This is a genomic window from Martinezella sp. CNPSo 3732, assembly GCF_057784515.1.
Map to the genome: position 1 here is coordinate 138,509 of NZ_JBXSOO010000014.1, position 25,278 is coordinate 163,786.

22 protein-coding genes and 1 riboswitch are annotated in these 25,278 nt (G+C 59.7%); of the genes, 4 read left to right on the forward strand and 18 right to left on the reverse strand.

Going from position 1 to position 25,278, the window contains the following annotated elements:
* Positions 1-9: 9 nt before the first annotated feature.
* A complete protein-coding gene (locus tag AC13RM_RS21645; RefSeq protein WP_440480261.1) occupies positions 10-960 on the forward strand; it encodes an alpha/beta hydrolase in 951 nt (316 codons plus the stop codon).
* Between the two features lie 19 nt (positions 961-979).
* Here the strand turns inward: AC13RM_RS21645 and AC13RM_RS21650 are convergent, their stop codons facing one another.
* The 3 genes from AC13RM_RS21650 to AC13RM_RS21660 form a co-directional block, all read right to left on the reverse strand.
* Positions 980-2,014: a LacI family DNA-binding transcriptional regulator gene (locus AC13RM_RS21650; protein WP_440480260.1), complete on the reverse strand. Its 1,035-nt coding sequence runs from the start codon at positions 2,012-2,014 to the stop codon at positions 980-982.
* 540 nt (positions 2,015-2,554) lie between these two features.
* Entirely contained in the window at positions 2,555-2,860 is a 306-nt protein-coding gene (locus tag AC13RM_RS21655; protein ID WP_069610414.1) for a hypothetical protein, read from the reverse strand.
* 301 nt (positions 2,861-3,161) lie between these two features.
* A complete protein-coding gene (locus tag AC13RM_RS21660; protein WP_167078010.1) occupies positions 3,162-4,121 on the reverse strand; it encodes an aldo/keto reductase in 960 nt (319 codons plus the stop codon).
* Between the two features lie 174 nt (positions 4,122-4,295).
* Here AC13RM_RS21660 and AC13RM_RS21665 point away from each other — a divergent pair, with 174 nt between their 5' ends.
* On the forward strand, positions 4,296-5,195 hold the full coding sequence (locus AC13RM_RS21665; protein WP_167078008.1) for an AraC family transcriptional regulator: 900 nt from the start codon (positions 4,296-4,298) through the stop codon (positions 5,193-5,195).
* A 208-nt stretch (positions 5,196-5,403) separates the two neighbouring features.
* On the opposite strand, the gene AC13RM_RS21670 is transcribed toward AC13RM_RS21665, so the two are convergent.
* From AC13RM_RS21670 to AC13RM_RS21680, 3 genes are all read right to left on the reverse strand, one after another.
* Positions 5,404-6,771: a hypothetical protein gene (locus AC13RM_RS21670; protein WP_440480258.1), complete on the reverse strand. Its 1,368-nt coding sequence runs from the start codon at positions 6,769-6,771 to the stop codon at positions 5,404-5,406.
* Positions 6,772-6,774: 3 nt separating this feature from the next.
* A complete protein-coding gene (locus tag AC13RM_RS21675) occupies positions 6,775-7,338 on the reverse strand; it encodes a TetR/AcrR family transcriptional regulator (protein ID WP_167078004.1) in 564 nt (187 codons plus the stop codon).
* Positions 7,339-8,159: 821 nt separating this feature from the next.
* Positions 8,160-9,056 carry a LysR substrate-binding domain-containing protein gene (locus AC13RM_RS21680; protein ID WP_167078002.1) on the reverse strand — a complete coding sequence of 299 codons (897 nt, stop codon included), beginning with the start codon at positions 9,054-9,056 and terminating at the stop codon, positions 8,160-8,162.
* 104 nt (positions 9,057-9,160) lie between these two features.
* Here AC13RM_RS21680 and AC13RM_RS21685 point away from each other — a divergent pair, with 104 nt between their 5' ends.
* Positions 9,161-9,919 carry a glucose 1-dehydrogenase gene (locus tag AC13RM_RS21685; RefSeq protein ID WP_208409225.1) on the forward strand — a complete coding sequence of 253 codons (759 nt, stop codon included), beginning with the start codon at positions 9,161-9,163 and terminating at the stop codon, positions 9,917-9,919.
* Between the two features lie 23 nt (positions 9,920-9,942).
* Positions 9,943-10,332 carry a nuclear transport factor 2 family protein gene (locus AC13RM_RS21690; protein WP_167077998.1) on the forward strand — a complete coding sequence of 130 codons (390 nt, stop codon included), beginning with the start codon at positions 9,943-9,945 and terminating at the stop codon, positions 10,330-10,332.
* Positions 10,333-10,437: 105 nt separating this feature from the next.
* Here AC13RM_RS21690 and AC13RM_RS21695 read toward each other — a convergent pair whose 3' ends face one another.
* The 12 genes from AC13RM_RS21695 to AC13RM_RS21750 form a co-directional block, all read right to left on the reverse strand.
* Entirely contained in the window at positions 10,438-11,241 is an 804-nt protein-coding gene (locus tag AC13RM_RS21695; protein WP_167077996.1) for an IclR family transcriptional regulator, read from the reverse strand.
* Positions 11,242-11,402: 161 nt separating this feature from the next.
* A complete protein-coding gene (locus AC13RM_RS21700) occupies positions 11,403-12,173 on the reverse strand; it encodes an amino acid ABC transporter ATP-binding protein (protein WP_167077994.1) in 771 nt (256 codons plus the stop codon).
* A 13-nt stretch (positions 12,174-12,186) separates the two neighbouring features.
* Positions 12,187-12,846 carry an amino acid ABC transporter permease gene (locus AC13RM_RS21705; RefSeq protein WP_167077992.1) on the reverse strand — a complete coding sequence of 220 codons (660 nt, stop codon included), beginning with the start codon at positions 12,844-12,846 and terminating at the stop codon, positions 12,187-12,189.
* Positions 12,847-12,852: 6 nt separating this feature from the next.
* Positions 12,853-13,515: an amino acid ABC transporter permease gene (locus AC13RM_RS21710; RefSeq protein WP_167077990.1), complete on the reverse strand. Its 663-nt coding sequence runs from the start codon at positions 13,513-13,515 to the stop codon at positions 12,853-12,855.
* A 57-nt stretch (positions 13,516-13,572) separates the two neighbouring features.
* Positions 13,573-14,415, reverse strand: coding sequence for a transporter substrate-binding protein (locus tag AC13RM_RS21715; protein WP_374819702.1), 843 nt, complete (start codon positions 14,413-14,415; stop codon positions 13,573-13,575).
* A 740-nt stretch (positions 14,416-15,155) separates the two neighbouring features.
* Positions 15,156-16,967, reverse strand: coding sequence for an allophanate hydrolase (gene atzF, locus AC13RM_RS21720; RefSeq protein ID WP_374819700.1), 1,812 nt, complete (start codon positions 16,965-16,967; stop codon positions 15,156-15,158).
* Complete coding sequence (gene uca, locus AC13RM_RS21725) at positions 16,967-20,503, reverse strand: urea carboxylase (RefSeq protein WP_488555538.1); 3,537 nt, start codon at positions 20,501-20,503, stop codon at positions 16,967-16,969. Before uca ends, atzF begins: the two co-directional genes overlap by 1 nt.
* Before the next feature lies 1 nt (position 20,504).
* Entirely contained in the window at positions 20,505-21,155 is a 651-nt protein-coding gene (locus tag AC13RM_RS21730) for an urea amidolyase associated protein UAAP2 (RefSeq protein ID WP_374819696.1), read from the reverse strand.
* Positions 21,156-21,171: 16 nt separating this feature from the next.
* The gene (locus AC13RM_RS21735; RefSeq protein WP_374819694.1) at positions 21,172-21,990 is read right to left on the reverse strand and encodes an urea amidolyase associated protein UAAP1; all 819 of its coding nucleotides are present in this window, start codon (positions 21,988-21,990) and stop codon (positions 21,172-21,174) included.
* Positions 21,991-21,992: 2 nt separating this feature from the next.
* On the reverse strand, positions 21,993-22,814 hold the full coding sequence (locus AC13RM_RS21740) for an ABC transporter ATP-binding protein (protein WP_374819692.1): 822 nt from the start codon (positions 22,812-22,814) through the stop codon (positions 21,993-21,995).
* A complete protein-coding gene (locus tag AC13RM_RS21745; protein ID WP_440478415.1) occupies positions 22,811-23,629 on the reverse strand; it encodes an ABC transporter permease in 819 nt (272 codons plus the stop codon). Before AC13RM_RS21745 ends, AC13RM_RS21740 begins: the two co-directional genes overlap by 4 nt.
* A 57-nt stretch (positions 23,630-23,686) precedes the next feature.
* A complete protein-coding gene (locus AC13RM_RS21750; protein ID WP_488555539.1) occupies positions 23,687-24,760 on the reverse strand; it encodes a putative urea ABC transporter substrate-binding protein in 1,074 nt (357 codons plus the stop codon).
* Between the two features lie 74 nt (positions 24,761-24,834).
* A riboswitch (guanidine-I (ykkC/yxkD leader) is annotated at positions 24,835-24,948 on the reverse strand.
* Positions 24,949-25,278 lie beyond the last annotated feature (330 nt).

The following is a 25,278-nucleotide window of genomic DNA, read 5'->3' on the forward strand; positions in this document are numbered from 1 at the left end:
GATAATCCAATGGAAAAGCTGGATGAAAGCGCGCGGCGCGTTCTCGCTATCACCAGCCGGTCGAGCGGCCGGCCATTCGAAGCCGGTACGCCTCAGCAGGCGCGCATCGATTATGATGCGACTTGCCCGACGCTCCAGGGCGCAAAAGAAGCTGTCGCGTCGATGGAGGATCGCCAGATCGCCGGTCCGAATGGGCCGATCGCCTTGCGCATCTATCGCGGCATCGGCGCTCCTTTGAAGGGTGGTTCGGGCCTCATCTATCTTCACGGCGGCGGCTGGGTGATCGGCAATCTCGAGTCGCACGACGAAATCTGCCGATGGTTCGCCAATACTGCCAAATGCACTGTCATCTGCCCCGACTATCGGCTGGCGCCGGAACACAAGTTCCCCGCCGGAGTGACCGATTGCGCTGCGACTTTGGCATTCGTCGTGAAATCGGCGACAGATCTCGGCATCGATCCCGCGCGGATCGCCGTTGCCGGCGATAGCGCCGGCGGCAATCTGGCCGCCGTTCTGGCATTGATGTCGCGCGGCGGCGCGGCTCCGCCGATTGCGGCCCAGCTGCTCATCTATCCCAACACCGATGCCGCCCAGATGGCCGATAGCTATAGCCGCTATGCCGAGGGCTTCGGCTTGACCGCCGCCACGATGAGATGGTTTCGCGATCATTACGTCCGCACCGCAGCCGATATTGCTAATTGGAGGGTCTCGCCGTTACGGATCGAAACGCTTGCCGGAGTGGCGCCGGTCTTCGTTGCAACGGCGGGTCACGACATTCTGGTCGACGAAGGCATGGCCTACGCCAGGCGGCTGCGGGAAGAAGGCGTGCATGTGGTGCATCGCCATTGGCCGGGGCAGATCCATGGCTTCGTGTCGATGGGGAGATATGTGGCAGAGGCCCGGCAGGCCGTGGAGGCAGCCGTTTCAGCCTGGCACAGCTTCGAGGCTACCTCGAAGTAGATGAATAGCAAGCGCGATTTCAGGCTGATTGCCGCATGACAAGCGTTCCATTCAGACTGAGCTTGTGCGGGATCGTCTGAACCGGCGCGATCGCGTCTCCGAGCAGTGTCAGCAGCGTATTGACGCTGCTTGCCGTCATCGCGGCGAAGTCCTGTGCCATCGTCGTCAGTGGCGGGCAGGTATACCGGCTCAAGGGATGGTCGTCATGGGCCGCGATGCGCAGATTGTCACCCTTTTTGCGTCCGATTTTCAGGCCGTGCGCGAAGGTGGCTGCCATCACGCCGAAGGCGAGGCGATCATTCGCGCAAAGGATTGTTTTGCGTGGAAGAGACTTTGCTCGAAGCAGGCTGTCCATCTGTTCATATCCGATGCGTTCGAACTCCCAGGTGTAGGCGGCATTGGTGCTGATCACCAACGGCTCGCAGCCTGCGGCTTCCATGGTGGCGATATAGCTTGCCAGCCTTTCCGGTGAGTTGTGATTGACATGCGGAATGTCGAGATAGGCTGGCGCTTCCCCGGATCGGCAGAGATATTCGACGATCGTTGCGACGCTCTGGTAGTTATCATTGCCGATGAACGGCGTGCTCCCTTCGATATAGGTGTCGAAGTAGACGATCGGCAGGTTTTGCGCGAGTTTTTCAAAGGTGCGCGGATCGGATTTCTTCCCCAATGGTGCGACAAGCGCACCGGCCACCTTCAAGGACAGCATCGTGTTAACCGCTTCGACTTCCAGCTCAGGCAATCCATGCGACGAGAACACGATCGGCCAATAGCCCTCGTTTCGCAGCCGCAATTCCAGGCGATTGACCATTTCTGCGTAGAAGGGATCGGTGAGGGCGGGAACCAGGATGCCGATATTGCGGGTTCTCTTGCGATTGAGGTTCCGCGCATAAAGATTAGGCTGATAATCCGACGAACGAAGTGCGGCCTCGATCAGCGCGCGGGTCGCCGGTTTTACACTGGTCGGATCGTCAAAATATTTGGAAAGGGTGGGGCGGGAGACACCGCAGGACTTCGCGAAGTCCTCCATCGTCTTATGCGTCAATTTTTCCATCGAAAGTCGACCATTTTTCCGGCTGCCGTATCTACCAATGGTTTTATGCGCATACATGGAAGAGAGCGCAACCACACGTAAATTCCAGACAAATTCTTTTGCGCTTCGCGTCGCTATAAAAAGTAACGCGCGAAAATTTATTATTTAACGTATCAAAATTCAAGCTGCGGTATGGGCGGCCTGATCAAGTAGAGCGCATCACACGAAATCCCTGCTGAGATCCTTCGTTAACGCTCATGCGTATGGCGGCAAGGGGCGCCGATGAGTGGCTAAGACGACTTTAGAACCACAGCCGCATACCCCGTATTCCGATATTGCGGAGTGTGAAGCGGGAATGGATAAAGGCGGAGGTGCACGAACAGCCCGGTGGCCGTCGGCATGCCTATCCTCGTGCGAATGCTAATTTCGGGCTGCGCTTCGTGCTTGCCGCGAACTGAGCCCAAGGCTTGCCGTTTTGCTATCGGCGTCGCCCCGATGGATGCCGCGTTTCTGCTGATGCAAATCTGTTATCGAATCCGCGCGACAAGCCGGCGCCAGCAGTCAAATCCCCGACCCGTCGAGTTGCTGGGCGTTGTCGCCTTCCCAGGGTGAGGGCATTGAGGTGCGATTGAGATTGGCCGAGGGCATCGGCATCCAGCATTTTAGTTCCGGCTCGGCATATTCTATGATGTGTCCGGGCGACGAATCGGAGGCGCGCCAGCCCTCTGTGCCGAACTGATCGCCATTCGACCAATATGCGAGGTCAACTTCTGCCGGCCCCTGTTCTGACGGGCGGATCGTGACAAGGATCCGACTGCCGTCTTTCGGAGCGCTTGCCATGTGTCGCCAGCGGTCTGGCTCATCCATCACTTTTCCTCCTGCCTTGCTTCGGGTTGCAAGTGTCGCCTCGCCATCGAAAACGGTCAACTCAAACTTTGCGCGACCCTCTATCGTCTCAGATGTTTGCGGCGGTATATATTTCAAGGGAAGCGTGCACTGCGATACGGTTGGGGTTTTGCTGATATCCAGCGCTCCGGAACTTGCGAAATGCGCCAACACATTCCGGAGCACTTGGATAATCGGGTAGAGGCAGGCGATCGACCCACAGAACGAGATGATCGCTGTGGTACTGGTCGCAGCGGCTCCGAGGTCTTGGGACAGCGGAGCTTCAGGCTTGCATCTCTTTTTCCCACCAGCCGCGGGTGTTCACGTCCGTGGCGTCAGCGAAAGCTTCCAGCTCTGCGATGTCGTCGCCGGTGAGACTGATGCTGGTGGCTCTGACCAAACCATCGATGTGGCGAGGTTTGGTGACGCCGACGATCGGCGTTGTGCCCTTGGCGATGGCCCAAGCTATCGCGACATCGGGAGCGGCCGCATCCTGCTTCAGGCCGATCGAGGTAAGCTTGTCCGTTAGCGCCTTTAGCTGAGGCAGCATGCCATTGTAAGCCTCCGCCCGCTTGCTTCCTTGAGGCAGCGGGTTCTCCGGACTGTACTTGCCGGTCAAGGCGCCCTGTTCAAGCACCATATAGGCGAAGAACGGGATAGCTTGGCTGCGGCAATAGTCCAGGATGCCAGCTTGCTCGGAGCTGCGGTAGAGGAGACTATAGTGGTTCTGGATGGCTTCAATCCGGAACCCGGCTTCTCCAAGGATCCGGTTGGCGAGCTCGATTTCGCTCAGGTTATGGTTCGAGACGCCGACATGTTTGACCTTCCCGCTCTTCAGCAACGGTATCAGGCGCGGAGTCCACCGCGCAACATCGGCCGGATTGTGGATCCAGTAGAGGTCGATATAGTCGGTGCCGAGGCGCGCCAGGCTCTGCTCCAGCATGTCCGCCACCGGATCATCACGGGTCCTTGCCGCCTGCGGGGTGAATTTCGTGGAGAGCTGATAGTCGCTGCGGGCGTAGCATTTAAGTATCTCCCCGAGTAGGGTTTCTGAACGGCCCATGCCGTATACCATGGCGGTATCCCACAGGGTGAAGCCGGCCGCATTCGCCTTTTCCGCGACCTCTTCGAGGCCAGCCTGAGTGAGGCGGCTGCCGAAGTAGCCGTCGCCAGGCTCGCCGCTGTCGCCCCATGCCCAGGTCCCCAGTGCGAGCGCGGGGATCTTGAAATGATCGATTGTCATGTTTGCTCCATCCTTGTTCTGCAGCCGGGTTTGCTGTGACCCAGGCGCCGCTGGCACTATGATGCGTAGCGACGCCGAACCGTTAGCCTGATGCGCCAGGATTACTGCCCAATCCTCCAGAAGCCGCGTGGTTTCGCCTTGTCGCCCTCCTGCTCGCATGCGATGGTCAAGTTCATGGAAACACTGACCGAAATCTCTGCATTGATTGCCCGGCACGTCTCGAAGGATGGTTTCCACGCCACTCCCATTGAAAGGGTGACGCTTGCTCGATCCTCCACGGTGACGATGCCGATGCCGAACGTATATCGGCCACAACTGTGCCTCGTCGCACAGGGGCAAAAGGAGGTCACTCTAGGCGACCGCGTGTTCAGATATGGGCCGGGCCGCTATGGGATCGTGACTTACGATCTGCCGGTGACGGGCCAGGTTGTCGAGGCGACACCTGATAAGCCCTATCTCTGCCTGTTCCTCGATTTCGATCCAGTCATGCTGGGGCAGCTGGCGTTGCACGTGTCGCCGCCACCAGCGGCGCCCGCTCGGCCCATAGGAAAGACGGTGTCCGACGCCGGCGCCAATCTGCTCGATGCGGTGCGGCGCCTGCTGCTTCTACTCGATGATCCCGCAGCGTTGCCCGTACTCGGTCCCTTGACCGAGCAGGAAATTCTCTATCGCCTGCTCGCCGGCCCGGATGGTGCCAGGATGCGCCAGATCACCTCCAGCCAGGGGCGGGTGGCACAGGTCGGCCGCGCCATCGCGTGGATCGGGCAGAACTTTCGAGAACGGTTCAGCATCGAGCGGCTTGCTGCTGAAGTTGGCATGAGCCCGTCAAGCCTGCACGAGCATTTTCGCGCCGTGACGGCGATGACGCCGCTGCAATTCCAGAAGCAGCTAAGGCTCCAGGACGCGCGCAGCCTGATGCTGGTCCAGGACATCGACGCCACGACCGCCGCCTTCCGCGTCGGCTACGAAAGCCCGTCGCAGTTCACTCGCGAATATCGGCGCCACTTTGGAGAACCGCCGGCGCGCGACATAGCCCGTTTGCGCGCTTCGCCGGGCTTGGCAGGAGTAGCTTGATTTCAGCTTTCCGGAGCATTGGCGGTGAGTCCGAATATCGCTTCCGTCGAAGACGAGGCCCGAATGCAAAAAGGCCTATCCGGGGTAAGTCTTGCAAGGAACTCACAGATCTACGAGCGCGAATTCGCCGCCCGCTGTTCCGTTTGCATCCTCACGATCTTAGCGATGACGACATCCCGCTTTAAAGGCCAAGGCGGCTCGTTTGCCTTCAGACGTCCTTGTGCGACCCAAGCCTGACTGTCGGCACGGCAAACAGCAATCCACCGCAGACGATGACGAGCGACCAGCCGAAGGCGTCGCCATTGCTTGCATAGAAGGTATCCCCGGTACCAAGCGGTACCGAATCGACAAGATTGCCTTGGCTTTTTGCGGAGGAAGTCTCTGCTATGATCCTGCCTCTGCTGTCGCTTAACGTCAACAAGCCCTGGCTGGCTGTGCGAGCGACCGCGAAGCCGTTTTCCACTCCCCGTACGATCGCCATCTTGCCATGCAGTTTTGCGTCTGCAATGAAATCCCAGGCCGGTACAAGCAATAGGCCAATGTGCCGGCCGCGGTAGGTTCGCAGGAACTGGGGAAAATCCATGTCCTTGCAAATCGCAATCCCGACGCGGTCGACGCTCACCAAATCCTTGCCGGGAACATATTCACCTTCCAATCCTGGAATAAGGTAATGTTTGTCATAGGTCAGAGCTGACAGATCGGGTCTCGTCAACTCTGCTGTGTTCGAGCGCTGTCCATTGCCAAGCGGGCGGTCTATTCCGGCGACGATTTTCGTGTTCAACTTCACGGAAAGCTGTGCGAACTCAGGCGTCGGTAGGAACATCTTTTCCGGCGTGACGATGTAGGCAGGCCTTTGGCTCGCAACCTGTTCGATATTCTGACGGAAATCAGCGACAATTACCTCGTTGCGATCCGGTTCGTCGGTTGCGACGCCGGCAAATTCGTCGTTACTTAGAAGCGCGACGCGAACAGCTTCACCGTCCGGCTGTGCCAATTGCCAAAATCCGAACAGAAGAGCAGCCAGAACCGGCAGAATCCATGCCGAAGCGGCTAGATAATCGGTCGGTCGCCGGATCAACGTTGCAATACCGGCGGGTATGATGGCTGCGAGAAAGCTGAGACCGCTTACGCCTGCCAGAGATGCGATCTGCAGCAAAGGAAGAATGTCCACCAGCGCATAGCCAAGAGCACCGAAGCTGCCGTTCGGCGAAACGTAAGAGTATAAGAGTTCAATGGCTCCTGTGGCGACCGCATAGGCGAAGACGGCAAGGGTTGGGCTTCGCGGATATAAGGTCCACATCAGGAGGACAGAAAGGGCAAAAAACAAGGCTTGCAACGCCACGATCCCATAAACCATGGGAATGATACCGCCATAGAAGTAGAGCGGACCGGCCTCTGCCATCAGCCCGACCAGATAGGCCAGCACGAATGTATTCAGCGCTCGCCGCTCCCCTAAAACGTGGAGGAAAAGCGGAACCGGGCCAATTAAAACCAGAAAGCCCAAATGGCCTGTATCGCGGCTCACCGCAAGAACGGCGCCGGATACAAGCGCCGCAATCACTCCTCCCATTTTCATCGGCTAGTCCTTGTTAATAATTCTGGCTAAGCCTCGAAGGCACATGTCGGTAAAATCTTCACGGGAAAGATTGAAACGGCCGGAACGATGCAATCCGATCAACCCTTGCAGCGTCGCCCAGGAAAATATTGCGATTTCAAGCGCATCGCCTTCGCGCACCAAGCCGCGCAGCTGACCGTCTGCAAGGCGGGCTGCAAACGCTCCGATCACAGGAGAACGACCCCCCTTGAAGTCCTGCGGATAAATACGGCCGGCACGTGTCTTGAGCACGAAAGCCGCATCGAAGAGTGCCGGTGAATCGAGAGCGAGGTCTATGAATGCGCGGGTGACAGCATCAATCCAGCCATGGAGATCCACATCTTGAATTTGCTCGACGCGTGCTTGCCATTGCGAGAGCGCGTGGTCGCCAAGCGCATGCAGCAAGTCCGCCTTATCCTGGAAGTGCCGGTAGACCGCCATGGGCGTTACTCCAGCCCGTTTCCCGACGGCACGCAAACTGAGCTTGTCCAGGCCGGCAGCCTGCAATTCATCGAGTGCGCAGTTTAGTATGACGATGCGAGTGTTCATGTATACGGTGTATACTTGCGTCAGCTCGTCGTCAAGAATTCGGTTCGGTGGCTCGGTTGATTGTCAATTAGCCTGATGGCAAAGGGCGATCGCTGGCGTTTAGAATCTTCGTTGATGGATCGCGCAATGTTCTAGGGTGCCAAATCATACCTGTGTCACCTGCCACGGCCCGAGGCTGCGACATAGCTTGCGACAGGCGGCGGACGATAGGCCGGCGAGCGCAACGCGGGTTCGGGTACACGTCACTGTCCATCACATGGAAATCCCAATAGCCTTTTGTTTCCACGAGATACGAAATCGAATAACATCTCTCCTTATCGAAGATGATCAAAGAGAGCATTAAGGATGACTATGCAGCCGATCGAGAAAGCGCTCATGAGGACGGTTGCCTTGGGCATTCTGATTATTGTTCCCGCTGTTTTCTTTGCTTCCTGCTCAACGGTCGGCGGAACCAGCGGTCAATCTAGGCCGGTAACCGCGAGCAAATCGACAGATCGCGACAAAGACAAAGCGGCTGAACGTCGGCGATGGGCAGAGAGAGTTGAACGAGATAATCAGCTAGCTCCAAGCGGGTCGGCATCGGGTTCCTATGGCTCTTCCCGTCCTCTCTTCACTTGGTGAGCGATAGATTTGCAAATTGCCCGATCTTAGGCTCGAGGGAACGGGTTCATATCCGGCTCGGCACAAGTGCCCAGTCTCTGTCTGGATTTGCGGTGGGAGACCCTTTGCATTGACCGAATACGGTAGATGTCGCTATTCCGCCTGCTCCGGAGGCGCTCGCAACTGCTGTCGAGAGACATGTGGTCTATTCGAGCAGCTCATCAGACGAGCGCATCCTTGGGGAAACCCGCAGCCAGACAGTCGATGAACCTGCGAACGGCCGGAGGAAGACCTCGGCGCGTGGTGAATACGAGATGAACGAGACCCTTCATGCCATGCCAAGCGGGAAGGACCCTTACGAGCTTTCCCTCTTCCAGCGCGTGCCTGCATGTGTGATCGGGGAGAAGAGCGACACCCAGACCTGCAAGTGCGGCTGCCCTCACGGCCGTGAAGTCTGCACAGCCCATCCTCGGCTCATGCCTGAGCGTATGGGTTCGGCCATCGTCCGTCTCGAGAAACCAGTTCACCTCGCCCTGATCATCCGTGGTCGAGAGGGTAGGTTCGCTCGCCAAAGCTTCTATGTCTGCGATGCGGCTGGCAATTTGCGGGCTTGCGACCAAGATGCGGATCGAGTTGCCTAGCGAGCGCATCGTTAGTGAGGCGTCACCATCTAGCGACGTTCGGACCCGCAACGCGACGTCGATCCGCTCCTCGATGAGATTGACCGGACGGTCAATCGCGATAAGTTGCAGCCGCACCCTTGGATGCTGCGCCAGGAATCGCGTCAGGAGGGTGGAGATCGGTTCGACCAGCCCGGTCGGGCAACTCATCCGGATCAGACCATGCGGCTCGGATTGCGCCTCTGCGACGAGCGCTTCTGCGCGCTCGGCTTCCGCCAGCATAGCCTTACAGCGTTCATAGAAGGATTGGCCGATATCCGTCACTCGAAAGCGGCGGCTGGATCGTTCGATCAGTCGCGCGCCGAGCCGTTCCTCTAGCCCCGCTACCCGCCGGCTAAGCTTCGACTTCGGTTCGCGCAAGGCGCGTCCTGCGGCCGCGAACCCACCGTGGGCAACGACCTCGGCAAAGTAGAAAAGATCGTTGAGGTCAGACCGCATTATCGTTCTCCATCTGGAACGATGAGTACCAAATTTGCTCACTATATGCAGCATCGTTCTGCTGGCATGTTCCTTTTCAACGGCAATGGCCGCAGCAAAGGAGCATGATAGTGAGCAAGAAGTTCGAAAACAAAGTCGTGATCGTTACGGGTGGCACGAGCGGTATTGGCCTTGCAACAGCAAAGGCCTTCTCGGTTGAAGGTGCCTCCGTGTTCATCACCGGCCGCCGCAAGGAAGCGCTCGATGCCGCCGTGCAGAAGATCGGTGGCAGTGTCACGGGCGTGCAGGCCGACATGAGCAAGCTCGTCGATATCGACCGTCTGTACGACGCAGTTCAACAGAAGCACTCGCACATCGATGTGGTTTTCGCGAACGCCGGCGGCGGCGAGATGGTACCTCTCGGCGCGATTACCGAAGAACACTATCAGAAGACCTTCGATACCAATGTGAAGGGCACCTTGTTCACCGTTCAAAAGGCGCTCCCGCTCCTGCGTGATGGCGGCTCGATCATTCTCACCTCGTCGACGACGAGCATTTCCGGCACGCCTGCCTTCAGCGTTTACTCGGCAACCAAGGCTGCCGTGCGCAACTTCGCTCGCAACTGGATCCTCGATCTCAAGGATCGCCATATTCGCGTCAATGCAATTAGCCCTGGCGTGACGGAGACAGCTGGCCTCAACGAACTCTTCGGCAATGGTGAGAGCGCGGAGAACACGAAGAATTACCTCGCGAGCCTCATTCCCGCCGGCCGCGTCGGGCAACCGGAAGAGATCGCCAAGGCCGTCCTGTTCCTGGCCTCCGACGATGCCAGCTTCATCAATGGCGTCGAACTCTTCGTCGATGGTGGCCACGTCCAGATCTAAGCCGCATGTCAGGGAGAATGACCATGGCAGACATCGCAACTCTGCTCGATCGGAATCTGCAGGACATCTTTGGGGAGGGCGATGACGCCCTCCGCCGGAAAGTGGCGGAGGAAATCCTTCATGAAGACGCCATATTCATCGAACCGCACGGAATCTACCGCGGCCGCGACGAGATCGTCCGCGTCGCCGGAGTTATCCGCGCCATGCATCCGACATTCGCATACACGACAATCGCTGCGGCGGACGTTCTCCACGACCAAGCCGGGCGCGTGCAATGGGTGGCCGGCGCACCCGGAGAACCACCTGCGTATGCAGGTACGGACTTCATCATTGCCAAGGACGGCAAGATCGCAGCGATCTATCTTTTCTTCGACGGAAATCCGGATCCGACCAGCCCGCCCATCAGGGCCTGAGGGTTCCAATGCACCCAACAACGATCGCCGGGCGGGTGCCGGGCGATCTTTTCACGGGATCGTTCCTTTGGAGATTTGTCACTTTCGCGAAAAATCTTGTTAGGGTCAGGATCCAAAGAAGCGGCCTTTCGACGACCGGAAGCCGAGCTTTTCGGAGATCTCGTGAGCGGCTTTCAGGAGGCTGTCGAGATAGGCGGTTCGGTTGCGCAAGCCATCCTCGCGCGGGGTAACCAAGCAGAGTGTCGCGATGCAAGCGCCGTCGGCCTGATGGATAGGCACGGCGAAGCAATGGGTGAAATTCTCCACCTCGCTGTTGAAGGTGAAATATCCGTCTTCGGCCGCCTGCCGCACTTGAGCGATGAAATCGGCGGGGTCCAACCGCCTCCCATTCGGGAGGACGAAATCTCCCGGCGGGATGAAATCAAGGATTTCCCGGTCCGAAAGATGGGCAACAAGCAGGCGCCCGGAGGCGGTCCACGGAATGGCGACGAGCTCGCCGACATTCGAGGAAATGCGAAACGGGCGGATGCCTTCCCGCATCATGGCGACCGTATATTTATTGCCTTCCAGCAGGCACATTTGCGCGGTTTCGCGCGTCTCTTCCGCCAGCACGCCCAGCATGCGGCCGCATTCGCGCATCAGGTCGAATTGTTCGGCATAGGCGGTGCCGAGAAAATAGAGGCGGCGGCCGAGAAAGACCCGGCCGTCACCGCCCTGATAGTCGAGCATGCCATGACCGAGCAGAAGATTGACAAGCTCGTAGATGGAGGAGCGTGGCGCGCCGATTTCCGTTGCGATCTCGTTCGGGCGCATCGGCTGGCGTTTTACCCGCAGAAACTCAAGGATCTCGAAGGCTCGATCCAGGCCTCGCATGCGTCGGGATACAATGTCGTTTGCAGTCTCGGCCATGCTTCTCTCCGAATATTCCCAAACCAGCCGCAACCGGCGCGCTGCGATGCATCAGCACATGGTGCCGGCTAAACAGCGCCGGTGCCGCCAGATCAGCAAGACGCTGCGATAGCATCCGAGCGTGCGATGACGCAACGCTTGCGCAACGCTCTTGTTTCCTCTCAATTGAAACTTGAGGTCTTGAGGAATTCGGCAAGCCGCTCCGTCTTCGGACGCGCGAACATGTCCTTCGGATCGCCTTCTTCGCAGATGACGCCCTGGTTCATAAAGATGACGCGCGAGGAGACCTCATAGGCAAAGCGCATCTCATGGGTGACAAGCAGCATCGTCATGCCGTCGGCGGCGAGCCCTTTGATGACTTGAAGAACCTCGCCAACCAGTTCGGGGTCGAGGGCCGACGTCACCTCGTCGAACAGCATCAGCCTTGGCGCCATGGCGATCGCTCGGGCAATCGCGACGCGCTGCTGCTGGCCGCCCGAAAGCTGGCCCGGATAATGGTTGGCGCGGGCAGCAAGGCCCACACGGTCAAGCCATTTTTCGGCGACGGCGCGTGCATCCGGCTTCGACATCTTCTTCACCTTGACGAGGCCGAGCATCACGTTCTCAGCGGCGGTCATATGTGGAAAGAGATTGAATTGCTGGAAAGCCATGCCGGTGAGTGCGCGCTGGCGGGCGATCTCCTTCTCGCTCTTGCGACGGCGGGTGCTGCCGTCGGCGTGATAGCCGATTTCCTCGCCATCGAGGCTGATCTTGCCTGCCTGGAACTCCTCCAGCATGTTGATGCAGCGCAGCATCGTCGTTTTGCCGGAACCCGACGAGCCGATGATGGAAATGACCTCGCCTTCCTGCACCGTGCAGTCGACGCCCTTGAGAACCTCGTGCTGGCCATAGGTCTTGCGCAGGCCCTGAATGTCTAAAATTGTCTTGCCCATCGGTCCGATCTCCTCAGGACGGCAGTGCGGTTTTGCGCTCGACATATTTGCCGAAACGCTCGATACCGAAGTTGACGATGAAATAGAGACCACCAGCCAGGAAATAGAACTGGAGGCTCATGAAATTGCGGGAGATGATCTCCTGTGTGCGCAGGAGCAGTTCGGCGACACCGATTACGGAAAGAAGTGTCGAGGCCTTGACCATCTCGGCTGCCGTATTCACCCAGGCCGGCAGGCACTGGCGCATCGCTTGCGGCCACAGGACCGACGTGAAGGTCTGGGTGAAGGTGAGGCCGATCGCCTTAGCCGCTTCCGTCTGACCTTTCGGGATGGCCTGCAGCGCGCCGCGCACGATCTCGCCGACATGCGACGAGCAGAAGATTGCCAGGGCAAGAACGCCTGCGGAAAACGGCCCCAAATCAAGGCCTACCGCGGAAGAGACGTAGTAGCTTGCCAGCACGAGGACCAGCACGGGCGTACCACGGATGATGTCGGTATAGGCCCGGATCAAAAGGCGCAGAATGGCTCCGCCGTAGACGAGCGCGAGGCCAACGAAGACACCGGCGATGGAACCGGCGAGAATGGCGAGAAGAGAAATCGATACCGTCACGCCGAGCCCGTTGATGATGACGTAGCGGGCGATCCAGAGTTGTTCGAGAAAACTGTGAGACATCCGGTGTTACCTCGGCAAAGCCAGCCTGCGCTCGACGAAACGCATCAGCGCGGCGATGAGGAAGCAGGTTGCGACATAGAGAGCTGATGTGACCATCCAGGTTTCGATGACGCGAAAGCTCTCGACGTTGATCTTGCGGGCAGCGAATGTCAGCTCCGGCACGGCAATGGCGGCTGCAAGCGAGGTATCCTTGAACAGCGAGATGATAGTCGAAGACAGCGACGGAAGCACATTGCGCAGCATCAACGGTGCGATAATCGATCCGCGGATCTGCATTGGTGTCAGGCCAATCGCAAGACCCGCTTCCGAGAGACCCCTCGGGATCGACAGCAATCCTGAGCGAAACACTTCGGCAAGATAGGCACCCGAGTAGATGGAGAGGACCAGGACGAAGCTTTTGATCTTGTCCAGGCGGAAGCCCATCTGCGGCAAGGCGAAGAAGGCAAACAGCACCAGCACCAGGATCGGCAGGTTTCGGATCACGGTCACATAGACCTGCGCCGGGATCATTGCCATCCGGCTTTTCGACGTCAGCGCAAAGGCGAGTATCAGGCCGATCAAGGCGCCAATCAGAATCGATATGATCGCCAGGCCGAGGCTGAGCGCCAGACCGCTCATAAGAAAATCAAAGTTGCGCCAGACGGCGGCAAAATTCAGCGTGTAACCCATCTCGGGCCGCCCCTTTCAGACTGGCGGAGCGGGAGAATATCCCGCTCCGCTCGGCCATTACTTGTATTCGACCGGAAAGCCGATCTGCGGAGGGGTCAGGTCCTTGCCGAACCACGTCTTGTAGGACTTGGCGTAGCTATCGAATTCGACGCCTGTCATGGCTTCGTGCAGGGCGGTATTGACGAAGTTCAGCCAATCCTGGTCGCCGCGCTTGACCGCACAGGCATAGGTCTGCGGGTTCCAGCCATAGCCGGCGTCCTTGTAGCGGCCCGGGTTCTGCGTCATGTACCAGGCGAGCGACGACTGGTCGGTCGCAACCGCATCGGCGCGGCCTGATTCCAGCGCCTGGTAGATCAGGTCGACGGATTCATACTGATCGACCTTCGCGTCAGGAAGGGCGGCATGGACCATGGATTCCGCGTAGACGTTCTGCAAAACGGAAACGGTGACGGAAGAGCCTGCCGCCTTCAATGCCGCGTAGTCGGCATACTGACCGTCCGCCTTCAGCATCAGGCCGACGCCTTCACGATAATAGGGAATGGTGAAGGCCACCTGCTGGGCGCGCTCGCCCGTGACGGTCATGAATTGGCAGGTGATGTCGACCTTGTTGGTGGTGATGTTTGGAATGCGGGCGTCGGACGACTGATTGACATACTCGATCTTGTCGGGATCGCCGAAGAGGGCCTTGGCGATGATGTGGCCCATGTCGACGTCGAAGCCCTGCAGCTTGTCGTCGGCGCTCTTGAAGTGCCATGGCGCGTTCGTGCTGCCGGTTCCAAGAACGAGGTGGCCGCGCGCAAGCACCTCATCGAGCTTGCTGCCGTCGGCGAGAACGGGCGTGGAAGAGAGGAGTGTGGCGGCGGCCAGCGACATCAGGCCGATGCGCAAGGAAATGATCATGGTTGTTCCCCTTGGTTAATGGCTTTCGAATAATCCAATATTCCGGACATTTGTCTGTTATCTCGGATAAGGCATATCAAGGGATATACGGGGCAACTTGTCAATAGTGACTGCCGTTGCCGATCGCCGGAGATAGGGAATGGTCAAGGGGTGTCTCCTGCCGGATTTACCGTTATCGCCGTCGACAATGCAGTGGCCGGCGCGCGGTATCTCTGCGGCAGTTCCGCCGCATCGAGCTGCTCCAAACCATTATCCGGGCAACAGACAAGATTCACTCGACGTTGCCGGTCACTCGCAATGCGAAGGATTTTCCGCGGGACATGCCGGATATCCAGGTGTCCTGCGAAATTTGAGCGCTGTGTTTGATCTGTTGTCAGGCCTTGTCGACGCACCTTCGCTATGGGTTGCCGATGCAAGCCCATCGGGAGCAAAGTTGCCGTTTGCGACTTTCCTTGAAAGTTGTCGATTCAACCCGATGGCAAGGATGCCGAGTTGAATCCTTGGCCGAGCGAGTGCAGCCATCTCTATGCCCGCACTCGCTTGCTGGTGTTTTTGCGGCCATCCCTCAATTTGCGAGATGCTCTCGTCCGAAGCGTTTAATCGGTCTCTGACGATGCCTCACTACGAGCGGAGTGAAACTGAGGCCGATCAAGGCTGCCAATTGCCTGGGTTCTCGCCGTCAGGCCATGAAGAATGATCTGCAATGCCCGTAAGAAGATCTTTCTCATCTCGTATCTCCTTCACGTCGTGGTATTCGCAGCGCGAATGAAATTTCGCCAGCCACCAAATTCGGTGATGTCTCTAGCGCCAGCTACGGCGTGGCTCTCGCAGAGGAATCCGGAAACATGGCTGCCATCCTCAAGCAGGATCTTGCCGATCCCTAGCGGCGCGGGGATATTCTGGACGAAGTGGGCAAATGCGGCAGGCAGTAACGCCCATACCTCGATTTCGATACCGTTGCCGGCAAAGCTCGGGTCGCGCACCAGTCCCGGCTTTGGCGGCACCGTCCCGGGAAGGGCGAAAAGCCGGTAACTGCCGTCCGTTCGGGCCGCCTTTATCCTGTATCCGCCTTTTCCGGTGAGCTCGTGGTTGAGCGGCATATCGGTCAGATGCGCGCCGACAACGACGATTGGAACGACGTCGGCGGCTTCGGGTGTCACACGGCTTTTGTCCGGCAATGCCGCTGTGCGGTCCTTGCCCATACCGCTATTTGCCGCTCGATGCATGGCATCGGCGAAAGGCGCCAAAGCATCGTCGGTAAAGGCAGGCCCGACCAGCATGACCCCGGCTGGCAGATGGCCGTCGGCATCGAAGCCTGCGGGTATGGCAATTGCCGCGCAATCAAGCAGATTGGCGAAATTGGTGTAACGGCCGAAATGGCTGTTCTTGCCGATCGGATCGGCCTGCATTTCCTCGACCGTATAGGTCGTGGGGGATGTCGGCAGCATCAGGAAATCGACCTTCTCCCACTCCACCTTCGTCTTTTGCCGCAATGCTTCCAGCCTGTACTTGCCCTCGAAGGCGGCGACTGCGTCGTAGCCTTTCGCCCCTTCGATGATGGTTCTGACCGTCGGATCGAAATCGCCGGCGTTAGTTGCGAGGAAATCCTTGACGGCCGCCAGACGCTCGGCAACCCAGGGGCCGCTGTAGAGCAGTTCGGCGGTCTGCCGGAAAGGGGTGTAGTCGAAAGGCACGATCTCCGCACCGAGCGATCTCGCCCTGTCGATTGCGGCATCGTAGAGGGCTTCGACATCTGTGTTGCCGTAGAATTCGCGCTCGGCTCCGGCGAGCACGCCGACGCGAGGGCGTGCTGATGGAAGGGTCGTCGGTGTTGCCTCCCGCGAGAACGGATCTCGTGCGTCATAACCTTCCATGATCCGGCGAACGGCGATGCCATCACCGACGGTTGCGGCGAACACTGTTATGACGTCGACACTGCGGCAAGCCGGCACCACCCCGACATTGGGAACAAGCCCGGGCGTCGGTTTGATGCCGACGAGATTGTTGAAGGCGGCCGGCACCCGGCCGGAGCCTGCCGTATCGGTGCCGAGCGAGAAACAGGCAAGACCAGCGGCTACGGCAACCGCGGAACCGGAACTGGAACCGCCGGAGACATAGGCGCGATCGAAAACGGAGCGGGGTGCACCATGGGGCGAGCGCGTGCCGTTGAGGCCCGTTGCGAATTGATCGAGGTTGGTCTTGCCGATGACGATGGCGCCGGCAGCCCTCAGACGCGCTATCACCGCCGAGTCCTCCTCAGGGTGATAGGCAAAGGCCGGGCAGGCGGCCGTCGTCGGCAGACCTGCGACATCGATATTGTCCTTGACCGCGAAGGGTATGCCCCAAAGCGGCAGGCTATTTGGCTCCGGTGCCGTCGCCAGCAATTCCGCAGCTGCAGCTCGCAGCGCCTCCGGAGATGTCGGCGTGATGAAGATTGCCGGGTCGTCCGATGCTTTGCATCTCACAATGATCTCTTCCACGAGGTCGAGCGGCGATAGACCTGCTCCATAAGCCTCCTTCAACGAGGTTAGGTCGAGGATGGTAGGCAGCATCAGATTTCCTCCAGAATGACAAGCACGTCGCCGGCCTTGACGTTGCGCCCAGGTGCTGCGCGCAGGTCGCGGACGCGTCCCGCAGCGTGGGCGGTGACGGTGATTTCCATTTTCATCGACTCGATGATGGCCAAAGTATCGCCGGCCGCAACCGGCTGGCCTTCCTCGACAAGTATCTTCCAAACATTGCCGGGCACCGCGCTTTCGATGCCGAAGCAACCTTCCGGTACATCTCCCGCAAGGGCAGGGCCGGCGCCTTCGTCGACCGAGAAGCTGTCAAGTCCTAACTCTTTCCAGCGTTGCCGTTCCGCCTCGAAGGCTGTCTGCTGCCTGGACTTGAAAGCACCGATCGCCGCAGCCTCGCGTGCGAGGTCCGCCTCATAGGCAGCGTAGGAGAATTCCGTCTCCTCGATCCTGATCGGGTAGCCACCGTGCGGGAAGGCCGCACGCGCCTCATTCAGTTCCTCATGCGTGACGGGGAAGAAGCGGATCTGGTCGAAGAAATTGAGAAGCCACGGCTTGTCCTTGGCAAAGACCGGCGTTTGCCGCCAGCTGTTCCAGACCTGGATCGTGCGGCCGAAGAGCTGGTAGCCGCCCGGTCCCTCCATGCCATAGATGCACATATAGGCACCGCCGATGCCGACGGCGTTTTCGGGTGTCCAAGTGCGCGCTGGATTGTATTTCGTCGTCACCAGCCGATGGCGCGGATCGACCGGTGTTGCGACCGGCGCACCCAGATAGACATCGCCAAGGCCAAGCACGAGATAGCTGGCATCAAAGACGATGTCGCGCACCGCCTGCTCGTCGGGCAGACCATTGATGCGGCGGATGAACTCGATGTTGGAGGGGCACCATGGCGCATTCGGGCGCACGAGCTCCTGATATTTGCGCATAGCAAGCTCGGCCTGCGGATCGTTCCAGGAGAGCGGCAGATGCACGATCCGGCTTGGGACTTTTACCTCTTGCGCTGGCGGCAGTTTTGCCTCGATCTCGGTCAAAAGGCCAAGGAGGCGTTTCCGCGTCAGCGTCGTACCGTCATAATGGATCTGCAGCGAACGGATGCCGGGCGTCAGGTCGATGATCCCAGGCAGGCGTGCATCGACGACTGCCTGCATCAGCAGATGCACGCGCAGGCGAAGCGCGATATCCAGCGTCATCGGCCCGTATTCGATGAGCAGGTTGTCGTCGCCCTGCCGGCGATAGACGACCGGCACCGGTCCGTCCCGGCTCTCACCGACAATCGCCGATCCGGTCTCTTCTGGCGCGCGGTGAACCGTCGGGCCGGCAAGGGCGTCTTCCCTACGCGCTACCGGATGAAAGCGGATTTTGTCGCCCGGCTTGAACTGCCCCATCTTCCATTGCTCATCGCGTGCAATGACCGCCGGGCAGACGAAGCCGCCGAGGCTCGGTCCATCGGGACCAAGAATGATCGGCATGTCACCTGTGAAGTCGATCGCGCCGATCGCATAGGCGTTGTCGTGAAGGTTGGAGGGGTGAAGACCAGCCTCGCCACCGTCGCTGCGCGCCCATTTGGGCGTAGGGCCGATCAGGCGCACGCCGGTGCGGGCACTGTTGAAATGCACTTCGTATTCGGTCGAAAACAGCGTTTCGATATCGTCGTCCAGAAAGAAGTCCGGCGCGCCGTGCGGTCCGTAGACGACACCGACCTCCCAAGCGCGGGTGAGGGCTGCCGGCATGTCCGCCGGCTTGGCCTCGGGCTGGGGTGTGCGTGCCAGCCGCAACACATGGCCGGTCTGGAGCGTGCCGGTGGCATGGCCCCCGAAGCGGCCGAGGCCGAAGGTTGCCCTGGAACCGAGCATAAGCGGCGCGGCAAAGCCGCCCGCAACGGCAAGATAGGCACGCTGGCCCGGGCCTTCTATGGCGCCAATGGCAAGCGTCTGCCCTGCCTTGGCGATAACGGCCTCGTCGTGGGGTAACGGAACGCCGTCCAGGGTCATCGGCATGCGAGCGCCCGCCAATGCGATCATCACGTCGGAGAAGATCTTGAGCACCGGGCCCGAGACGGTCAGCTCCAGGGCCGCGGTCTCGTCGGTATTACCGACCAGTCTGTTTGCGTGGCGGAACGAGCGCTCGTCCATCGGCCCGCTCGGCGGCACGCCGACATGCCAGAGCCCCAGCCGGCCGGGAAGCTCCTGAATGCTCGATTGCGCGCCGGGCGCCACCACCTCGATGACGTCGGGCACGAAGGGAAAATCCTTCAGCGCCGTCGTCGCCACATTGCCGCTGGCCAGCAGATCCGATCCGGCGATGGCCTTCAGATAGTCGAGATTGGTTTCGATGCCGGAGATGGAGCTTTGTGCAAGCGCAAGCTTGAGCTTCTCGATCGCGGCTGGCCGGTCTTCGGCTGCCACGATCACCTTGGCGAGCATGGGGTCGTAATAAGGGGTGACCTCCGTGCCCGTCTCGATCCAGCCGTCGACGCGCGTGTTTTCCGGAAAGATAACTTCGGTCAAAAGGCCGGCGCTCGGCCGGAAGCCCGCATGCGGCATCTCGGCGTAGATGCGCGCCTCGATCGCGGCACCCTTCGGAACAAGCTGCTCATTGCCTGTTATCACTTCTTCGCCGGCCGCCTGGCGGATCATCCATTCGACGAGATCGATGCCGTAGATGGCCTCGGTGACCGGATGTTCAACCTGAAGCCTGGTATTGACCTCGAGGAAGTAGAATTCCTCGCGCGTGGGATCATAGATGAATTCGACCGTGCCGGCGGACCGATAGTGGGCGGAGGCGCCGAGTGCGACCGCAGCTGCGTGCAGACGTTCTCGCACCGAAGGCGAAAGATCGGGCGCGGGCGTCTCCTCGATCACCTTCTGGTTCCGGCGCTGCAACGAACAATCGCGCTCGCCAAGCGCGATCACACGGCCTTTGCCGTCGCCGAAGATCTGTACCTCGACATGCCGAGCCTTGGAAACGAAGCGCTCCAGATAGACGCGGGCATCGCCAAAGCTTGCTTTTGCGGTGCGCTGCACACTGTCGAAGGCGGACTTCAGGCTCACGGCATCGTCGCAGAGCTGCATGCCGATGCCGCCACCGCCGGCTGTCGATTTCAGCATGACCGGATAGCCGATCTCTGCCGCGGCAGTGAGCGCCGCTTCGCTGGTTTCGACGAGGCCGCTGCCCGGCAGCAGCGGCACCCCGCTTGCGCGCGCCAGCTCCCGCGCCGTGTGCTTGAGCCCGAAAGCGGCGATATTGTCCGGCGTCGGCCCAATGAAGACGATGCCTTCCTTTGCCAGCCGTTCGGCAAAGCCGATATTCTCCGACAGAAATCCGTAGCCCGGATGTACGGCCTCGGCGCCGGTTGCCTTGCAGGCGGCAATGACTGCATCGACATTGAGATAGCTTTCCAAGGCCGGCGTCGGGCCGAGCCTGACGGCTTCGTCGGCCATCAGGGATGCCTTTGAGAAACGGTCTGCATCGGAATAGACGGCGACGGAGGTAATGCCCATGCGCCGCAGCGTCCCGATGATCCGGACGGCGATCTCGCCGCGATTGGCGATCAGTATTTTCTTGAACATCTCAGGCCTCACCGTCCCATACGAGGACACGGATCGGCGTCGGGTCGAAGCCGTTGCAGGGATTGTTGATCTGCGGGCAATTGGAGATGACGAGGAGCACGTCCATTTCGGCCTTGAGCTCGACATAATCACCAGGCGCGGAGATGCCGTCAACGATCGTCATTTCACCTGATGGTTCGATTGGCACGTTCATGAAGAAATTGATGTTGGGCACGACGTCGCGCTTGCTCATGCCGTGCTTGGAGACCTCAAGCACGAAATTGTCTCGGCAGGCGTGAAGATATTTCGTGCCATGGCCGAAGCGGACCGTGTTGCTCTCACAGGAACAGGCGCCCGCCGACGTGTCATGACGGCCGCAGCTGTCGGCGGTCATCGTCAGCATGACGCGCCCCTCGTTGGAGATGATCCGTGTGCCTATGGTGATATAGGCAGCGCCCTGTTCACGCATCGTGTCCTGGTTGGAATAGCGCTCGGAATAATCCCCGGCATTGTAGAACAGCGTATCGATCGCCTGCTGGCCGTAGCTGTCTTCGATGCGCAGCGTCTGACCCTTGCGCACGATGGTCGAGAAGGGAGCCTCGGCGGCGATGAAATGATCCTGCACCGCCTTGTCGAGCGTGCGGGAAGGCGCGGTCTGAATGAAATCGCTCATGATCGTCTCTCTCGGCTCAAAGATTGGCGAATGCGTTGTTTTCAAAGCCGCGCACGGCTTCGGCCGTGGCCGTGCGGCACAGATCGTCTTCGGCGATCGGCAGGGCGGCAATGCGGGTCACGGTCACCGGTTTCGGTGCGTAATGCGGGTTTGGATCGAGCGGGTGAGGGCAGTTGGAAAAGCCGACGATCATGTCCATTTCGGCGCGAAGATGGATATAATCGCCATCGTGCAGTAGTTCCGGTTTCCAGGCGAACTTGCCGTCCGCGTCGACTCGGACGGGCGCGAAAAGGGTGAAGGCGGCGGGGATATCGCGCCGATCCAAGCCTGCTTTCGTCGCAAGCAGGATGAAATTATCGCGGCTGTTGCGCAGGCCTTGGCCATATTTTGCCTCGTTGGAGGCGGCGGTGGAGCATCCCATCAGGCAATCATGGGCGCCGGAGGAATCTTCCGTCACCGAGAACATGACGCGGCCCATGTCGGAGAAGATCACCCGGCCCCTCGATAGCGCTGTAGTCCATTGCACCTTGACGGTGTCGACGAGGTTCAGCCGTTCGCTTGAATCCGCTTCGTTCCAGGCGATCAGCGACACCGCGGAAAAACCCTGCGTCTGTGCGATGCGCAGCGTCTCACCCGCCCTGATGCGCGTCGACCAGTACCAGCCGCCGGGCAGGGTTTCGTGGTGGAGGACAAGGGCGGGGTCGATCGGCGGGGCGGGAAGCGGGCTTGGTGCCGGCAATACCTTTGGCGCGAATTCCAGCCCCTTTCTTTGATGGTCTTCATACCGTGCGCGATTGGCGGCGATGTCTTCCGGTGAACGTCTCACATGCTGCATGGCTAAATGTCTCCCGATGGTGCCAGGTCGTCCCGGCGGTGCCCCAGGGAAGAGACCGGGCCGTCCCGGTCGGGGCCAAAGATCGAAGCTGCGCCGGCGATGCGCGGCGGCCAGATGGAAATGTCCTTGGCAATGGTGGCGCCGTAGCGCTCCTTCTCCTCCGGCCGGTCGCGGCGGCGCTCGAAGGCGACGACGCGGGTCGCAAGCGTGAAGGCCTCGCGCATGTCATGGGTCACCATGACCACGGTCATCTGCGTTTCGTGCCAGACGCGCTTCATCAGCGTATGGATTTCGGCGCGGATGCCCGGATCGAGCGCACCGAATGGCTCATCAAGCAGCAGCACTTTCGGTCGCATGATGAGCGCCTGGGCAAGCGCTAGGCGCTGCTGCATGCCGCCGGAAAGCTGGGCCGGGTATTTGTTCTCGGCGCCGGCAAGGCCGACTTCGGCGAGAAGTTGACGTGCCTCCTCGATGGCATTGCGACGCGCCGAGCCGAAGAGCCTTGCCTTGTAGCGCGAGCAGGCAAGTTCCTCGCCGAGCAGTACGTTGCCGAGCGCCGTCAGATGCGGAAAGACGGAATAGCGCTGGAAGACGACGCCGCGATCGGCGCCGGGTTCCGAGGGCAGAGCTGTGCCATCGAGCAGGATCGTACCGCGCGTCGGCTGCTCTTGCCCCAAAAGCATGCGCAGGAAGGTGGACTTGCCGCAGCCGGAGGGGCCGACGAGCGCGACGAAGGCACGCGAGGCAACCGTCAGCGAGACATCCTCAAGCACGATCTGATCGCCATATTCCTTCCAGACCCTTTCTATTCTGAGCTCGCTCATGCCTGCTTCTCCAGTTCGGACCAGGGGAAGACGGCGATGCGGATACGGTCGAGCAGGTAGTTCATGACCACAGCGAGCAGCGTGATCCAGACGACATAGGGAAAGATTACGTCCATCGAGAGATAGCGGCGGACGAGGAAGATGCGGTAGCCGAGCCCGGAATCGGATGAGATTGCCTCGGCGGCGATCAGGAACAGCCAGGCCGGCCCGAGCTGCAGCCTGAGGCACGTGATCAGCCGCGGCAGGATCTGCGGCAGCACGACGCGGAGGGCGATCTGCCAGGAAGAGCCACCAAGCGTCTCAGCCTTGACGATCTGTTCGCGCGGCAATTCCAGTGCCTTCAGGGCCAGGTCTCGGACCATCGTCGGCGCAACACCAATGACGATGAGGGCGATCTTCGACGTTTCCCCGAGGCCCATGACGATGAAGAGGATCGGCAGCAGGGCCAGCGGTGGCACCATGGAAATGACGGCGACGAAGGGAGACAGAAGCCCTCTCAAATAGGGCAGCATGCCAATCAGCATGCCCAGGCAAAGCGCGATCGCCGTGGAGATGCCAAGGCCGGAAAGCAGCCGGATGAGGCTTGCTCCTGTATCGGACCACAGGAGGTAATCTCCCGTGCGAGGATCGGCGATGAAGGCCATGCGGTTGATGGCGTCGGCAAAGCCGGCGAAATTCGGAAGCAGCTTGTCATTGGCGTTTTCGGCAAGCCTTGCGGCGGAACCGATCGCATAGGCAATGATCAGCAGCGCAAAGGGCAAGAGCGTCAAGGCAAGCTGTGCACCGGGACTTGGCTTGGTATTGATCCAACGCATGAATGGCTCCGCGGAAGGAATGGCTGGCGGCGCCTTAGCGCCGCCGTTCAAGAAGGCTCAGAGCGAGCCATCGGCGACCGACTTCATGTAGGCTTCGGTGAAGCGAAGCTTGACGTTGTTGCCGTCGCCGAGAACCTTACCGTCGGGCATTTCGATGCCGATGACATCGGCGGAAGGTGCCCCATTGCCGAGAAGCCCCTTCTGGAAGAGGAAGTTGCGCACCAGATCCATGGTCTTCGGCAGGTTCGGCGAGGTGGTGAAGGTGAGCGCATCGGCGGGCTTGTCGAAAAGGCGGGTCGCAGCGAGCTGTGCGTCGAAGCCCTTGAGATCGGTGCCCGATGCCTTGCCCATGGCTTCGCGGGCGGTCTTGCCCTCCGGCGTGTCGGCCTTCATCAGCGCGGCCGTTTCATACCAGATGCCGGCGAGTGCCTTGCCGAAATTCGGGTTGTCCTTGAGCACGTTGCTGTTGGCGACCATCAGGTCGATGATTTCGCCCGGCACCTGCGAACTGTCGAAAACCTTCTTGGCCGTCGGGTCTTCGAGAATGGTGGAAACCAGCGGGTTCCAGGTGACAACAGCCGAAACGTCAGGCGTCTTATAGGCCGCGACCATATCGGCATCCGAGGTGTTGACCACCTTCACGTCACGTTCGCTGAGCTTGATGCTGTCGAGGGCGCGGGCAAGCAGATAGTGCGAGACGGAGTATTCCACGAGGTTGACGTTCTGGCCCTTGATGTCGGTAAGGCTCGTCTTGTCCTTGAGGATGACGGCGTCGTTGCCGTTCGAGAAGTCGCCGACGATGACCGCCGTGGTGTCGACACCGCCCGCCGCCGGAATCGACAGGCCGTCCATATTGGTCAGCGTTACGGCATCGAATGCGCCGGCCGTATACTGGTTCATTGACTCGACATAGTCGTTGAACTGAGTGACCTCGATATTGATACCGTATTTATCGGCCCATTTCTTGACGATGCCGTGGTCGCTCGCATAGCCCCAGGGCATCCAGCCGACATAGATCGACCAAGCGACCTTGAAGCTGGTCTTCGGCGCGGCGCTGGCGACCGAACCAAGCCCGAGGGCCAGCGACACGGACAGGGCTGTGACGGAAAGGATTTTCGAAAAAGTCTGCATTGAAATTCCCCTTTTGCTTTTGTCAAAAAGGGATCGGCAAAGACCATCGCGCCGCCAATCCCTTGGCTTACGAGGTCTCCCGGGCTTTTATCCCGCCGTGCATCCGGTGGGATTTCTCCCCCAGCCGGTGGTGGCTCTCGGACCAGCCACGCTCGCAATGGAGCGCCGGAACCCTAGCCACCAACTCGAATAACACGAAGCAAGTGGTGTGCCAGATCGCAAGCCATTGATTTTGTTATAGGAGGATGCTGGGCGGTTGATGAAAAATTGAGCGATCTGAAAATTTGCGCGGAGAATATGCAATTTTGATGAGCGCGTTGGTTCGCTGTTGGACAATGGCGACAAGGAACGATCGGAAGCAGCAGGCTGAGCTTGCTCGTGGATAAGCCTAGTTCTCCTCCCACCTTGTGATAGCGAACTCGACGAGGAGGGCGAAAACGCTCCTCGTGCTGGTCGATTAACTTTAGCTGTCAACGATAAACGAGTTCGATGGAGCCGTGATCTAAATAGCTCTCTCC